Source organism: Bacillus sp. C28GYM-DRY-1, from assembly GCF_030519405.1.
GTDB classification, from domain to species: domain Bacteria; phylum Bacillota; class Bacilli; order Bacillales; family Bacillaceae; genus Bacillus; species Bacillus spizizenii_A.
The window spans coordinates 42,374-56,996 of sequence record NZ_JAUMKF010000003.1; the positions used below are offsets into that span (position 1 = coordinate 42,374).

The 14,623-nt window shown below is 43.6% G+C and carries 13 protein-coding genes and 1 pseudogene; 9 read left to right on the forward strand and 5 right to left on the reverse strand.

Going from position 1 to position 14,623, the window contains the following annotated elements:
- The gene (locus Q3W56_RS03940) at positions 1–234 is read right to left on the reverse strand and encodes a spore germination protein GerPB (RefSeq protein WP_019713894.1); all 234 of its coding nucleotides are present in this window, start codon (positions 232–234) and stop codon (positions 1–3) included.
- A gap of 14 nt (positions 235–248) precedes the next feature.
- Entirely contained in the window at positions 249–470 is a 222-nt protein-coding gene (locus Q3W56_RS03945; protein WP_003224441.1) for a spore germination protein, read from the reverse strand.
- A 137-nt stretch (positions 471–607) separates the two neighbouring features.
- On the opposite strand from Q3W56_RS03945, the gene Q3W56_RS03950 reads away from it, so the two are divergent.
- The gene (locus Q3W56_RS03950) at positions 608–814 is read left to right on the forward strand and encodes a hypothetical protein (RefSeq protein WP_302894577.1); all 207 of its coding nucleotides are present in this window, start codon (positions 608–610) and stop codon (positions 812–814) included.
- Between the two features lie 46 nt (positions 815–860).
- Here Q3W56_RS03950 and Q3W56_RS03955 read toward each other — a convergent pair whose 3' ends face one another.
- Positions 861–1,031, reverse strand: coding sequence for an aspartyl-phosphate phosphatase Spo0E family protein (locus Q3W56_RS03955; protein WP_302894578.1), 171 nt, complete (start codon positions 1,029–1,031; stop codon positions 861–863).
- Between the two features lie 145 nt (positions 1,032–1,176).
- Positions 1,177–2,100 carry a CotH kinase family protein gene (locus Q3W56_RS03960; protein ID WP_302894579.1) on the reverse strand — a complete coding sequence of 308 codons (924 nt, stop codon included), beginning with the start codon at positions 2,098–2,100 and terminating at the stop codon, positions 1,177–1,179.
- 154 nt (positions 2,101–2,254) lie between these two features.
- Here Q3W56_RS03960 and Q3W56_RS03965 point away from each other — a divergent pair, with 154 nt between their 5' ends.
- From Q3W56_RS03965 to Q3W56_RS03995, 7 genes are all read left to right on the forward strand, one after another.
- Positions 2,255–3,160, forward strand: coding sequence for a fumarylacetoacetate hydrolase family protein (locus tag Q3W56_RS03965; RefSeq protein WP_302894580.1), 906 nt, complete (start codon positions 2,255–2,257; stop codon positions 3,158–3,160).
- Between the two features lie 112 nt (positions 3,161–3,272).
- Positions 3,273–3,629: a YisL family protein gene (locus Q3W56_RS03970; RefSeq protein ID WP_302894581.1), complete on the forward strand. Its 357-nt coding sequence runs from the start codon at positions 3,273–3,275 to the stop codon at positions 3,627–3,629.
- Positions 3,630–3,767: 138 nt separating this feature from the next.
- A complete protein-coding gene (locus Q3W56_RS03975) occupies positions 3,768–6,056 on the forward strand; it encodes an MMPL family transporter (RefSeq protein WP_302894582.1) in 2,289 nt (762 codons plus the stop codon).
- A gap of 14 nt (positions 6,057–6,070) precedes the next feature.
- The gene (locus Q3W56_RS03980) at positions 6,071–7,537 is read left to right on the forward strand and encodes a sensor histidine kinase (protein ID WP_302894583.1); all 1,467 of its coding nucleotides are present in this window, start codon (positions 6,071–6,073) and stop codon (positions 7,535–7,537) included.
- 35 nt (positions 7,538–7,572) lie between these two features.
- Positions 7,573–8,256, forward strand: coding sequence for a response regulator transcription factor (locus Q3W56_RS03985; RefSeq protein WP_483298520.1), 684 nt, complete (start codon positions 7,573–7,575; stop codon positions 8,254–8,256).
- A gap of 137 nt (positions 8,257–8,393) precedes the next feature.
- Positions 8,394–9,086 carry a hypothetical protein gene (locus Q3W56_RS03990; protein WP_302894585.1) on the forward strand — a complete coding sequence of 231 codons (693 nt, stop codon included), beginning with the start codon at positions 8,394–8,396 and terminating at the stop codon, positions 9,084–9,086.
- 177 nt (positions 9,087–9,263) lie between these two features.
- Positions 9,264–11,948 carry a S8 family serine peptidase gene (locus Q3W56_RS03995; RefSeq protein WP_302894586.1) on the forward strand — a complete coding sequence of 895 codons (2,685 nt, stop codon included), beginning with the start codon at positions 9,264–9,266 and terminating at the stop codon, positions 11,946–11,948.
- Positions 11,949–11,979: 31 nt separating this feature from the next.
- On the opposite strand, the pseudogene Q3W56_RS04000 reads toward Q3W56_RS03995, so the two are convergent.
- A pseudogene (locus Q3W56_RS04000) lies at positions 11,980–12,559 on the reverse strand (DUF2777 domain-containing protein).
- A gap of 149 nt (positions 12,560–12,708) precedes the next feature.
- Here Q3W56_RS04000 and asnB point away from each other — a divergent pair.
- A complete protein-coding gene (gene asnB, locus Q3W56_RS04005) occupies positions 12,709–14,553 on the forward strand; it encodes an asparagine synthase (glutamine-hydrolyzing) (protein ID WP_302894587.1) in 1,845 nt (614 codons plus the stop codon).
- Positions 14,554–14,623: the final 70 nt, after the last annotated feature.

Genomic DNA, 14,623 nt, shown 5'->3' on the forward strand with positions numbered 1-14,623 from the left:
TTAACGGCCAGGAGGCTGGAGCGGAACCAATGAACCTGTATCGGGCTCCTGTAATTCGACTGGCTGCCCCTGAGCGGAAACATCGGGAGCCGCTTCTACATAGCTGCCTGTATTGTACAGGTTAGAAAGCGATTTAATGGACCCGGCGCTTCCGATTTGCAGAATGGAGGAGTTGCTGATTGATTCCAGCCGGAGATAATTAATCTGAATGGTTTGATTAATATAAAAGTTCATGAAGCACACTCCTTTTACGCATTCCCTGCGATCGGCTGATCAACTGCATCGTTGTCATACACATTCGTCGCGTTTTTGTAATTCATCACCTTGAGGCTGTCGCCGGTATTAAAACTGCCTGCACCGGCAAACGTTCTGACCTCGGCCTGAGGAGAAATCGTAATACAGTCCCCGATGTGAATGACTCCGCTCGTACCAATCGCATTAATTTTAAACGCTCCGACAATGGCCGGCATACGAGCACATCCTTTATTGAAAAATTGAAAAAAGGCAGGTAAAGTAAAAATGAATTTAATTTTAATTGGGCTATTCACGATAGCTTATGACAATCGCACATATGTGTGAGAGAAATTTAAAGGTGGGTATATCGAGTTTGAATGTAAGCGCTCTCGTTAAAGCCGGTATTGTATCAATTGAGCGGAAATGCGGCAATCGTGCCGCTATCCGCCTGCGTGATTTTTTTTCAGTTTCTTTGGTGTTTTTGCGTGAAGAAATGCGTTTGGAGTATGTCATGCTGCGGTATTCCGATATTTGGGCGGACATATTCTCGACCCAAGGTATATCCAGAAGTGCTGAGTAAAAAGCGGAGTTACATGTGGTGTATTCAAATTGTTATAGATAATGATTTACATACGGGAGTTTTCGGGATATCCCCCAAAAATCATTTTCTCTTTAAGTCGGGTGTTCAGCAGGCTATCCAGCTTTTGGCTGCATTGAATCGTTTCCTTGGAATTCATGCCGTATTTTTGTGCTGTTTCTATTAGTGTGATCCTCATTTCTTCAATTTTACTGTTCATTACGCTATCTCCAATTCTAGATTTTATTTTTATATAAACACAGGATATCGTTAGTATAACCTATTTTGGCTGAAAAAGTTGCCTTTCGTCAATTTGACTAAAAAAGCGACAATTTTTGCTGCGGCCTTATTAATAGAAGAAAGGACTATAGTCTTGCTAAGTGTACTTGCAAAAAGTCCTGCCGCTCCTCAATTTCTCTAAGTATATTTGTCTGCTCCTTTTCGAATTGCAAGGGGCTTTTTTTTATGAAAGGATCATCATCAGCTTTTTGACAAATGTCAAGGTGCCATTCGTTGATGAAAGGTGACAATCGTTCAATGGTAAATGATCGGTTCAGCACGTTTTTCATTAACGTGTAATATTGAGACCTGAAGGCGGGAATGGCAAGAAGCCTTGACGAAAGCGTCCGTCCTTTTGTCAGCAGAGGGTCTTCGTCAGATATTCCGTGTGCGGCAAGTGATCTGGTCTCTATCGGGGAAACGTGAAGCCGGCCCGATTCGTTTAAACAAAACGTGTAATAAAAGCTTTGATTGGTGCAGGCGCTGCCGATCAGCCATAAAAAAAACAGTTTGACATCCAGATACATTTTAATGCGTTCAGCCAATTCATCATCTTCAGCTGTGCGAATCAGCGTCAGAAATTCGTATAAGAACGGCGAAGATTCATTTCTAAAAACGGACAGCGGAACTCTCGGATCGGCTGTCTTCATTCGGTAACTTGTTCTATCGGCTAGCTGATGGTTCTTGATGCTCAAATAAATGCCTTCTGGCTCGCCATTGATGGTCAGAAAGCTGTACGAGGCAGCGGGAGCAGGAACGCCGATCTGGTTAAAAAAACAATAAGCGAGCCTGCGCCGCATCATGGACGGATCATCCTGTTCCGCATTCAAAAAAAGTGTGCTTTCACCATACAGAGACTTTTCCCAGTTGATTTCATAGGATACCTTTTCCGCCTTGTCACGCTGTGTGAGAAGAATGGGAGAAACTAATCGGTTTGTCACCAAAAGCCCTTTGGCAGTACCTTTACAATGCAGCTGCTGCCGATGAAAAAATAAATGTACGCTCTCCATATTCTTGCCTCCTCCTCAAAACGACATTTGTATGATATGTGCAGCAAGCCCGTCCTGAAACGAAATGAAAACGGATATGGGAAAAAGGGATTTCGGCATTCGACAGAGAATACATGAAGGAGCATTCTGATTTAAAAGATGATGGAGGAATAACATGAAATTTGCGACAGGGGAACTTTACAACCGAATGTTTGTCGGCCTAATCATTGATGATGAGAAAATTATGGATTTGCAAAAGGCTGAAAAAAAACTGTTTGAACTTGAAACGATTCCGGGATCGCTGATTGAATGTATTGCAGTAGGGGATAAATTTGTTGCGCATGCAAGGCAACTGGCCGAGTGGGCAAAGAAACCGAATGATGAGCTGGGATCATTTATGTATTCATTATCAGAGGTGAAGCTTCATGCACCCATTCCTAAGCCGTCAAAAAATATCATCTGCATTGGCAAAAACTACAGGGATCATGCGATTGAAATGGGAAGCGAAGCTGACATTCCGGAGCATCCGATGGTGTTTACAAAATCGCCGGTCACGGTTACAGGGCATGGTGATATCGTAAACGGCCATGAAGGGGTAACCTCTCAGCTTGATTATGAAGGTGAGCTTGCTGTCGTCATCGGAAAAAGCGGCACCCGCATATCAAAAGAAGACGCATATGACCATATTTTCGGATATACGATTGTGAATGATATCACGGCGCGTGATCTGCAAAAAAGGCATAAGCAGTTTTTTATCGGAAAAAGCCTGGATACAACATGTCCGATGGGACCCGTGCTTGTACATAAATCATCCATTCAGGAGCCTGAGCGTCTCAAGGTTGAAACAAGAGTCAACGGCGAGCTGCGCCAATCCGGATCGGCAAGCGATATGATCTTTTCCATTCCGGAATTAATTGAAACCCTCTCCAAGGGGATGACGCTTGAAGCGGGAGACATCATTGCCACCGGTACGCCGTCTGGAGTCGGAAAGGGATTTAAGCCGCCAAAATTCTTGCGGCCAGGTGACAAAATCGACATTACGATTGACCCGATCGGAACGCTGTCAAACCAAATCGGCTGAATCAAACCGGAGGGCGGACTCGAAGCCCGTTTTTTCTGAGATTCATCTTTGTGGCAGAGGACAAGTTCATGGTACTATAAGTGGGGTAATTTATCTGATAGGGGGAACCTGTATGACACACCTACATATTACGACATGGGTGGTAGCGCTGATTCTGCTTTTCGTCAGCTACTCGCTTTATTCGTCAAGAAGTGCGAAAGGCGCCAAAATCACTCATATGATTTTGCGGCTATTCTATATCCTTATTATTTGGACAGGAGCTGAGCTGTTTGTCCGCTTCGCCAACTGGAACGGAGAATACGCCGGCAAAATGATTCTTGGCATTATCACCATCGGTCTGATGGAAATGCTCCTCATTCGCAAGAAAAAAGAAAAATCAACCGGCGGCCTTTGGATCGGTTTCGTCATTGTCCTTGTCCTGACAGTGCTGCTCGGTCTGCATTTGCCAATCGGTTTTCAATTGTTTTAAAATTCGGCCCGGATCATGATCCGGGCTTTTTTCATTCACTCTAAAAGTTTAGAAAAAATTTATCATTTCTTTATTGGCAGGTTATACCTTTCTTTTATACTCAGCATTACCATTATGCTGAAAGGTTGGTGCTGTCAAATGAGAAATGCGATGAAAACATGGGGGCGGATTGTTGTTAAGATCCGCTGGGTGATTGTGGTATTGTGGGTTGTTCTGGCTGTTATCGGCGGAATGAATATGTCTAAACTGTCGCCGCTTTTGACAGGAGGCGGGTGGGAAGCGCCGGACTCCGATTCTGAAAAAGCCTCAAACTTAATTGAAAAACATTATGATAGGAAGGGGCAGACATCGCTTTCCATCATCTTAAAGGATGCCCGCCATAAAGTAGGTTCAACCCAGTATACAGAGAATTTGAATGAGATGAAAAAAGTACTTGAAGATGACAAAGACATTAAAAAAGTATTTTTATGGAGTGATGCTTCGACACAAACCAAGAACCAATTCGTCGGAGATGACGATCATACGACACTCGGCGTGATTGATATGGATATGGACGAAGGATTTGCGCAAAAGGTGTTGCCTAATATCCAAGAGAAGGTTAAGAAAAAAGCTGAAGAGCTTCATATCAACGCTGTTATCTTGGGGAGTCCGGCGTTATGGGGAGAAGTGAATGTCATTAGCCAAGAAGGCCTTCACAAAGCCCATCTTTACGCGTTGCCGATTATTCTTATTGTGCTTTTGTTTGTATTCAGATCAGTGATTTCCGCGCTGACGCCGCTAATTGTTGCACTGACATCAATCGGTGTATCTATGGAAGTTCTGTATTTTTTCGCGCAGAAAACCGAGCTCTCTACGTTTGTGCTTGATTCAGCGATGATGATCGGGCTTGGCGTTGGAATTGATTTTTCACTCATCTATGTTATGCGTTTTAAAGAGGAGCTGACAACAGCCGAGGGGCGTGTGACAGAAGCGATTGAGACGACGATGGCAACAGCTGGTCGGCCTATCCTATTTTCCGGGCTCACAATACTCGGTGCAATCTCATCTATTCTATTTGTTGACATCCCGGCTGTCCGCTCCATTGCTATAGGTGTGCTTACGGTTGTTTTTCTCTTATTAATGACCAGTCTAAGCCTGCTCCCAGCCGTTTTGTCTCTGCTTGGAAAACGGGTACATTCACTCAAAATTTCATTTGCGAAGGACAAAAAGCACAAAAGAGCATGGTACAATTTTACACATAAAGTGATGAAAAAGCCTATAATTGGTCTTGTGACGGGAGTCTGTGTTCTCCTTGCGCTCGCTTGGCCAGCAATTCAGCTGACAACCTCCACGCCGGATGTCCGGATGCTGCCAGAATCATCAACAGTGCGAAAAGGTGTGGAAATGGTTGAGCATCAGTTTGGAAAAGGAGCAACCTCCCCAATCCAAATTGTTATCTATAGTAAAGATAAAGACCTCCTAGCTGAGGAAAATATAAAGGAAATCAAGGCGCTAGAACAGCAATTAAAAAAGAAAAAGCATGTTGATAGTGTATCTTCTGTCTTTTCGTTCTTTGATGGCATGGATAATGCCATGATTGCTTCAATTTTAAAAGACGGACGAAAACAGATTCCTGACGGCACGGCCCAAGTGTTGGATGATTATATAAATAAACAAAACAATACAGTTGCGATAAAAGTTATGTCAGACAGCTATGCATCAAGCGGAGCGACAAAGCAATTAGTTGAGGATATCCGAACAGATATTATTCCGTCAACCAAACTTTCCAAAGATAAAAAAATTGAGATTGCAACAGGCGGAGAAACGGCGGCGGGGCTTGATACAAGTGATTCCTTAAAAAACAGTTTAATACACGTGACACTGATTACGCTAGGGTTCATCTTTATTATTCTTGTTATTACTTTCAGAAGTCTTCTTCTCCCTCTTAAGGCAATTTGCTTTAACTTGCTGTCTCTTGGGGCCACATATGGTGTTTTAATCATTGTGTTCCAGTGGGGGCTTGGATCGGACATTTTTGGATTTGGCGATTTCGGTTATATCCAAAACTTTGTTCCAATTCTGTTGCTTGGCTTATTATTCAGCCTCAGTACCGATTATGAAGTCTTTCTGATCGAACGTATGAAGGAAGAGTTTGAAAAAGGGCATTCGAATGAAGAGAGCGTTGCACTTGGATTGGAAAAAACAGCACCCATGATTTCCGGCGCAGCACTTATTATGGTCGCTGTTTTTACATCCTTTGCGTTTGCTGGCATACTGCCGATGCAACAGCTTGGGCTAGGTATGGCTGTTGCCATTGCACTTGACGCGACTTTAATCAGGTTAATTCTTGTACCTGCTGCAATGAAACTGCTTGGCAAATGGACATGGTGGCTGCCTGGTGCAAAACAAATGAAACATGGACCGCATGAAAGACAATTAAGGCCGTAATGGAGGTATGACAAATGTCTATTCGGACAAAAATGATGATTTCTCAGGTGATGATGGTAATTGCCCCGCTCATTGTCTTTGCCATATTGGCATATCTGATTTTAGACTTTTCCGGCGGAAGCCTTTCTAAAATAAAAAATTTTTACCATCTGTCAGATCATCAACAAGCCGAGGATATTGTCAATCATGAAGCTGCAGCCTTTATCGGTCTGCAAAACAATGCGGAATCACATCCTGACCGTTTATTAAACAGCAAGTATACTGCTTCTTACGAAAAGGACTTAGAAAAACGAAGAATAGGGATTGCAGTTGTTAAAAACGACGATATCGTACGCCATTCAGCTTTATTTTCAGAAAGGCTGGCCGGAAAGCTGCAAAATGAAGCAGGAGCTTCTCAAAAAGGCTATCGTTCGGGATATGTGACAAACGCCGGGAACCACTTTATGTTTCTTTCTCGAAGCCTGTCTTTTTCTGACGGCTCAAAGGGAATGCTGATTCTGGCTGCCGACATCACACCACTGCAAACTTTCGTACAGACTGTAATTCCGGCCCTTTGCACAGCACTATTTGTCTCATTTGCTGCCGTTAATATCACGATCAGCCACTTGACATCAAAACGAATGATCGATGATATTGTCAGACTGAAAAAATCGGCTGATCTCATTAAAGAAGGAGATTTGGAAACGCCTATACAGATTCATAACAGAAAAGACGAGCTTAGTATGCTGGGTATGGCATTTGATGACATGAGGAAGCGTCTGAGAAAATCGATTGAGAGCCAGCAAGCGGCAGAGAAAAACCGTAAAGAACAGATAGCGAATGTATCCCATGATTTAAAAACGCCGATTACATCCATAAAAGGATATATAGAAGGCATTTTAGACGGAGTTGTTAAAGATGAACAAATGATGCAAAAGTACTTGAGGACCATTCATGAAAAAGCCGTCCGCATGGATGAATTAATTGATGAGCTGTTTCTCTATTCAAAGCTTGATTTAGAAAAAGAACAGTTTAATATGATCAAACTGGACCTCTCGGGATTTCTTAAACCATTATTTTTCAAATATGGTGAGAATCCTGCTTATCACAATATACGGTTCAGTTTTCAAAATAAGCTGGATACACCGCTGTTTATTGTCGGTGACTATAAAAAATTAACGAGAGTCATTGATAATATCATTGAAAACAGTGTAAAGCATATGGATACAGATAAAGCGCAAATCAGCTGTCTTCTTTATGAAAAAGAAGGAAATGCAGTCATTGAAATAGAAGATAACGGAATCGGAATGGATCAAGCCGAACTTGAACACATCTTTGATCAATTTTACAGAATTGACAGTTCAAGATCATCACACACAGGCGGCGGCGGACTCGGACTGACCATTGCTAAAAAGATGATTGAAGCACATCAGGGAACAATACGCGCAGAAAGTGAACCGGACAAAGGGACAGTAGTCATTATTAGCTTGCCAAAAATCTAGTGTCGCTGTTGAGCGGGAGGAAGATTGATTTGGGATTGCCAGTATTAATTATTGAAGATGAAATCAGTATTGCGGAGCTTGAGCGAGATTATTTGGAGGTCAACGGCATAGAAGCAGAAATTGAGGTATCCGGAGACAAGGGGCTAGAAAAGGCGCTTCAAAAAGACTACAGCCTTGTTATTTTAGATGTAATGCTTCCCGGTAAAAACGGTTTTGACATTTGCCGGGAACTGAGATCACAAAGAGACACGCCAATTCTCATTGTATCCGCTAAAACGGAAGATATCGATGTTATTCGCGGACTTGGGCTAGGTGCGGATGACTTTATTAAGAAACCATTTAGTCCGAGTGAGCTTACCGCGAGAGTGAAGGCCCATATTGGAAGGTATGAACGGCTCACAAACCGACAGGGAAAGGCAGATTTTCAGGGTGTAAATCTAAAAATCGACAGAAACTCAAGACGAGTCTATGTAAAGGGGCAGGAAGTTATCTTAACAACAAAGGAATTTGATGTTTTATCCTGTCTTGCAGGAAATCCAAATCGGGTCTACAGCAAAGAAGAGCTATTTGAGCAAATTTGGGGACTCGAATCTCATGGAGATCATGCCACTGTCACTGTTCATGTCGGAAAAATAAGAGATAAAATTTGCGCTGTTGATCCGGAAGGTCATTATATTAAGACAGTCTGGGGTGTCGGTTACCGCTTTGAAGATTGTTAGTTTATTATAAGTTCATGTTAGAAAAACTGCCTACCATGCAGTTTTTTTTTTGAATATCACAAAATTTTCTTCGTATATAAAAAATAAATATATAATGAAACAAGGCACTAGCAAACAGTCCTTATAATTTAGACCAATTGGCAGAGGCCGAACCAGAATTTATGCAATTTATTTGCATGGTTTCCTTACTCCACCTGTTTGTCGATTTGGGTATTAAGGCCGAAACTGTAAAAGGAGTGGGGATTGGAGCTGCGGCCGGAGCATACACCAAAGGCATTCTGTCGTTTGAGAAAGCCGCTCAGCTTCTTCTTAAAAAGCAGGATGGCTGGTCATTGACAGAATGTTATCCTGAATGTGATTTAGGATCTAGGTTGGTTATACCGGATGGTATAAATGATGCAGCAAGCGAAGAGATTTGGCAGAACGCATTAGCTCTAACGGAAGAAACATTACCTATGAAAGAGGAGTGGGAACGTGTCTGTCGTCAGGATGATGCAGTCATTTGCTTCAGGGGTTGTCAAAGTAAAGCAGCAATTCATATTCAATTGGCACATTCGCCTACGAAGGCACTATTAAAAGCACTAGGTGAACTTTTTACAAGAGGCGGCCACATTTTACATGAGAAGTTATACCCTGAGCCTATTCAAAAGCTTCCTCTTCCGCCATATCCGTTTGATAAAAAGACGTACCGCGTTTCTCCGCCCGAGGAACATGAAAGGCGGGATTCAGTTACAGCATTAAAACGTATAGGTAAGATCAGCATTTCTCAAACTCTAAGCCAAACGGAAAAACAAGATATAGCAAAAGCACTGAGTATTGATTTCATCTAAGTTAACACGAACCCCTTAAAAACTATTAAGGGGTTTTCATTTATGGATAAGAGATGAAAACCTCCCATCGCTCGATTTCCAATTATTTTAACATAATCTTAAATTTACCTTAATTGGGTACATGTTTTTTCTGAATTATGCTAATCTTCAAGGGATGAAAAGGATAGGGGGATTTATATGAAACGCAGAAAATTCAGCTCGTTTGTGGCGGCAGTGCTTATTGTTGCACTGATCTTCAGCCTTTTTTCTCCGGGAACCAAAGCGGCAGCGGCCGGTGCGATCGATCAGGCGGCTGCTCTGGAAAACAGCAAAGAACAGACAGGCACCATGAAGGAACCGGAACAGGTGAAATGGTACAAAGTGACTCCGGATAAAGCGGATATTCAGAAAAACTCACATATGGCCTTAACCGTAAAGAGTGATTCAGTACTGAATGTATCTGTATATCCAAGCAAGGAAAAAGCGCTAAAAGATGAAACGTTTGAGATGTACCGTTCATACACGGCGGAGGATGGAAAAAGCGAAATTATTTTTCCGTACGCATGGAGCGGCCCTTACTATGTAAAAGTTGAATACCTCGGAGAAGAAGAACCAGAGGACGGCGGAACGGCAGAAGCAGCTGCGGAAGCCAAGTATTCGATTGGGTATAAAGGCACGAATAAGCAGCCGTCAGATTTAGAACAGGAAGAAGCTTGTCCTGTGGAAATGAGTGTTGATCAGAAAAAATCGGGAAAAAGCATCCTAGACAAGCTGAGAGCGATTCGTGATGAGCAGCTTAGCCAAACAGCAGAAGGCAAAGAGCTGACTAGCCTTTACTACAAAGCGGCGCCGTTTATCGTGGCAAAGCTCGCACTCAATAAAACTGCGAGAAATGAATTCTATCAAGATCTTGTGACATTAAAGCCGTTGTTTGATAATGTGTCAGAAAACGGTGCGTCTTCTTCATATAAGATAACTGAAAAGGATCAAGCAGCAATCAACCGGCTATATGATACAGCTTTACAATCGATCCCGTCTTTCCTTAAAGAGGAGATAAAGAAACAGGCTGAACGGTTAAATATCAAGAAGCTGCAAGGCAAAACAGCAGGAACTATTTTAACAGAAAACAGTATTGCGGCTAAAAGTGAAGTTCAGACAACAAAAGTCATTTTCAAGGTGAAGAACAATAAAAGCCTCTCATCCGTACATAATGAAATGAAGGGCTTTTCTGCAAGTGCGCAATCGAAAAAAGACATTTCAAATGTGAAAAAGGCAAAGAAACTGTTCGACAATCTGTATTCCTTCGAACTTCCGAAAGATGAAAAGCAAAACGGTGTATACACAGCAAGCGCAAAACGGGTCAAAAGCGCTGCTGCGACATTATCCAAGATGTCTAACGTAGAGTTTGCTGAACCTGTGCAGGAGTATAAAAGCCTGTCAAACGATATTCAATACCCTTACCAATGGCCGCTTAAAAACACCGGTGAAAACGGCGGTGTCAAAAATGCGGATGTGAAATTCGAACCTGCCAGCACCTTGCTGTCCAAACGCAAGCTGAACGATACATTGATTGCAGTAGTAGACACAGGTGTGGACAGTACGCTTGCTGATTTAAAAGGCAAAGTAAGAACCGATCTCGGACGCAATTTTGTCGGACGGAATAACAATGCAATGGATGATCAGGGGCATGGGACACATGTCGCAGGCATTATTGCCGCCCAAAGCGATAACGGCTTTTCTATGACTGGATTGAATGCCAAAGCGAAAATTATCCCGGTAAAAGTGCTTGATTCCACAGGTTACGGAGATACTGAACAAATTGCCCTCGGCATCAAATATGCTGCTGACAAAGGAGCCAAGGTGATTAATTTAAGTTTAGGCGGAGGCTACAGCCGCGTACTAGAATTTGCTTTGAAATACGCAGCAGACAAAAATGTCTTGATTGCCGCTGCCAGCGGGAATGACGGAGCCAATTCCTTATCGTATCCTGCCTCTTCTAAATATGTGATGTCAGTCGGGGCAACGAACCGCATGGATATGACTGCTGACTTCTCTAACTATGGAAATGGTCTGGATATCTCTGCTCCAGGGTCTGATATTCCGAGCTTAGTGCCGAACGGAAATGTCACGTACATGAGCGGAACATCTATGGCGACGCCATATGCTGCCGCTGCTGCAGGATTGCTGTTCGCTCAAAACCCTAAGCTGAAAAGAACAGAGGCTGAGGATATTTTGAAAAAGACGGCAGATGACATTTCCTTTGAGAGCGTGGATGGCGAGGAAGAAGAAATGTATGACGATAATGGCGATCCGATTGACATTCCAAAAACGCCTGGATTAGACTGGTACTCAGGCTACGGGCGGCTGAATGTCATGAAGGCTGTCAGCGCAGCTGATATACAGCTCAAGGTCAACAAGCTGGAAAGCACACAAACAGCCGTCAGAGGAAGCGCAAAGGAAGGCACGCTGATCGAGGTCATGAACGGCAAGAAAAAACTTGGCAGTGCCAAAGCCGGCAAAGACAATGCGTTCAAGGTCAATATCCCATCTCAAAAACAAGATCAAGTACTGTATGTGAAAGCGACAAAAGGCGATGCAAAAACATCGTATAAAGTGGTCGTCGTCAAAGGAAAACCTTCCGGCACACCGAAGGTAAATGCGGTGAAAACGAAGGATACGGCAGTGAAAGGAAAGGCGAACAGCAAGGCAATGATCAGAGTGAAAAACAAATCAAAGAAAGTCATTGCTTCTGCCAAAGCTGACGCGAAAGGAACGTTCACGGTGAAAATCAAAAAACAAAAAGCCGGAACGGTATTGTATGTCACGGCTGCTGATACAGATAAAAAAGAAAGCAAGGATGTAAAAGTTGTTGTTGAGAAGTAATCTAAAAGCGGTGCTCGCTGCACCGCTTTTTTTATTTGCGTCCCCGCTGGACTGCTGAATACATAATGGATCGCTTTCCATTGGAAGCCGTCCATTCGAATCGGTCTCCTGTCCCGTCATGGCTGTAGTGATGCTGCATCGCGCATTGGGCGGTGTCGTTTGAAAAGTGATAAAAAGAAACACCCTGCTCCTCCGATGTATTCGAAAAGACGCCTTTATTATAAGAAAAGACGCAATCGAATACCGATAAGCCAAAGCTGTGCAAGTGTTGTAAAAATGCGAGAAAGGTTTCGTCATCAAGCGAATCCAAAAGCGCCATGAGCGGCCGCTTGACTGATTTTTCATAGCGGATACGTTCTCCGCCTGAAAGGGAGATGTTTTCTTCACCGCATGCCAGAATCAATTGATCATGGAAGCCGGCCTGCTTCCACTTTCCTTTATGATGGATCCAGATTGGGCTGTGATGGAGACTGTCCGCCAGCAGTATATCCCCTTCCTCGTTTTCGATTAAACAGATGCCATCTTCGATGAGGATGGTGCCGTATTCCCATTTTCGTTCCTCTTTATATAATAATTGTTTCCGTTTCATACCATGCTGTCTCCTTTTTAATCTTTCCTCTCCGTTCTTTCCAATTCAAGCCTGTCCCATACAACTCTTTTGTGGACAAATCAACTATCTGCCTATAGATGCATAAACTTACTAAGGTGCTGAAAGGAAACGAAATTGTTACGAAAGAAACGGGATTGGAGCTGATATCACATGTGTGGAATTACGGGTTGGGTCGATTTTAAAAAGCAGCTCGTCCAGGAAAAGCAAACGATCAACAGAATGACAGACACTCTTTCCAAACGGGGGCCTGATGATTCTAACGTTTGGGGAGAGCACCATGTTTTATTCGGACATAAAAGGCTTGCGGTTGTCGATATCGAAGGCGGACGCCAGCCGATGGCATGCACCTATAAAGGGGATACGTACACCATTACTTACAATGGTGAGCTGTATAACACGGAGGACCTGCGCAAAGAATTACGGGCGCGGGGCCATCAATTCGAGCGTACGTCAGATACGGAGGTGCTGCTGCATAGCTACATTGAATGGCAGGAAGACTGTGTAGACCATCTCAATGGCATATTCGCTTTTGCTGTGTGGGATGAAAAGCGCGATCTGCTGTTCGCCGCGAGAGACCGTCTCGGTGTGAAGCCGTTTTTTTACACGAAGCAAGGATCTTCTTTTCTCTTCGGGTCCGAAATCAAAGCGATCCTCGCACACCCTGATATAAAAGCGCAAGTGGACAGGACAGGACTTTCTGAAATTTTCGGGCTTGGACCGTCCAGAACCCCGGGAACTGGTGTGTTTAAAGGCATAAAAGAAGTCCGGCCGGCTCACGCGCTGACGTTTTCTAAAGATGGGCTGAATATTTGGCGTTATTGGAATGTTAATAGCGAAAAACATACGGACAGTTTTGATGACACAGTTGCCAATGTCAGATCATTGTTTCAGGATGCGGTGACGCGACAGCTTGTGTCGGATGTGCCGGTTTGTACGTTTCTATCAGGCGGTCTGGACTCAAGCGCCATTACAGCGATTGCAGCAGGCCATTTTGAAAAGGGAGGAAAAGCGCCACTTCATACTTATTCGATTGATTACGAAGAGAACGATAAATTTTTTCAAGCGAGCGCTTTTCAGCCGAATGATGACGGGCCTTGGATTGAAAAAATGACAGAGGCCTTCGGCACAACACACCACAAATGCGTCATCAGCCAAAAGAATCTCGTCAATCATCTGGAGGAAGCCGTGCTGGTCAAAGACTTGCCGGGAATGGCTGATGTCGACTCGTCTCTGCTGTGGTTTTGCAGGGAAATCAAAAAGGACTTTGTCGTCAGCCTGTCGGGAGAGTGCGCGGATGAGATTTTCGGCGGGTACCCGTGGTTCCATATGGCAGACGTTGAATCGGGCTTTCCATGGATGAGATCGACAGAAGAGCGGATCAAACTGCTTTCTGATTCATGGCAGAAAAAATTGAATCTCAAAGAATACGTAAATGCCAAATACGAAGAAACCTTGGCGGAAACGCCATTATTAGACGGAGAAACGGGTGTGGACAAAGCAAGAAGACAGCTGTTCTATTTAAATATGCTTTGGTTTATGACGAACCTTTTGGATCGGAAGGACCGCATGAGCATGGGTGCGAGCCTTGAAGTGCGGGTGCCGTTCGCAGATCACCGGCTCGTGGAATATGTTTGGAATATCCCATGGGAAATGAAAATGCATGACAACCGGGAAAAAGGCATTTTGCGAAAAGCGCTTGAGGGCATTTTGCCTGATGACATTCTGTATCGCAAAAAAAGCCCATATCCGAAAACACACCACCCGGAATATACAAAAGGGGTCAGCGAATGGCTGAAAACGATCAGAAGCCAAAAAGACTCCGTGCTCCATACCCTGCTTGACAGAAAGCAATTGGATCAGCTTTTAGAAACGGAAGGCTCCTCCTTCAAGGTTCCGTGGTTCGGGCAGCTCATGAAGGGGCCACAGCTGATCGCCCACCTTGCTCAAATTCATACATGGTTTGAAGCGTATCGCATTGATATTGATGAGGGATAAAGAAAAAAGCCGATTCTGCGCAAATGGAATCGGCTTTTTCTTCATATACAATTGGGAAAAAACATAATAG

What these genes read in the sequence shown, in the direction of transcription:
- Q3W56_RS03940 (WP_019713894.1), bottom strand. Translation starts at nt 234, where the DNA reads ATGAACTTTTATATTAATCAAACCATTCAGATTAATTATCTCCGGCTG.
- Q3W56_RS03945 (WP_003224441.1), bottom strand. Translation starts at nt 470, where the DNA reads ATGCCGGCCATTGTCGGAGCGTTTAAAATTAATGCGATTGGTACGAGC.
- Q3W56_RS03955 (WP_302894578.1), bottom strand. Translation starts at nt 1,031, where the DNA reads ATGAACAGTAAAATTGAAGAAATGAGGATCACACTAATAGAAACAGCA.
- Q3W56_RS03960 (WP_302894579.1), bottom strand. Translation starts at nt 2,100, where the DNA reads ATGGAGAGCGTACATTTATTTTTTCATCGGCAGCAGCTGCATTGTAAA.
- Q3W56_RS03965 (WP_302894580.1), top strand. Translation starts at nt 2,255, where the DNA reads ATGAAATTTGCGACAGGGGAACTTTACAACCGAATGTTTGTCGGCCTA.
- Q3W56_RS03970 (WP_302894581.1), top strand. Translation starts at nt 3,273, where the DNA reads ATGACACACCTACATATTACGACATGGGTGGTAGCGCTGATTCTGCTT.
- Q3W56_RS03975 (WP_302894582.1), top strand. Translation starts at nt 3,768, where the DNA reads ATGAGAAATGCGATGAAAACATGGGGGCGGATTGTTGTTAAGATCCGC.
- Q3W56_RS03980 (WP_302894583.1), top strand. Translation starts at nt 6,071, where the DNA reads ATGTCTATTCGGACAAAAATGATGATTTCTCAGGTGATGATGGTAATT.
- Q3W56_RS03995 (WP_302894586.1), top strand. Translation starts at nt 9,264, where the DNA reads ATGAAACGCAGAAAATTCAGCTCGTTTGTGGCGGCAGTGCTTATTGTT.
- asnB (WP_302894587.1), top strand. Translation starts at nt 12,709, where the DNA reads ATGTGTGGAATTACGGGTTGGGTCGATTTTAAAAAGCAGCTCGTCCAG.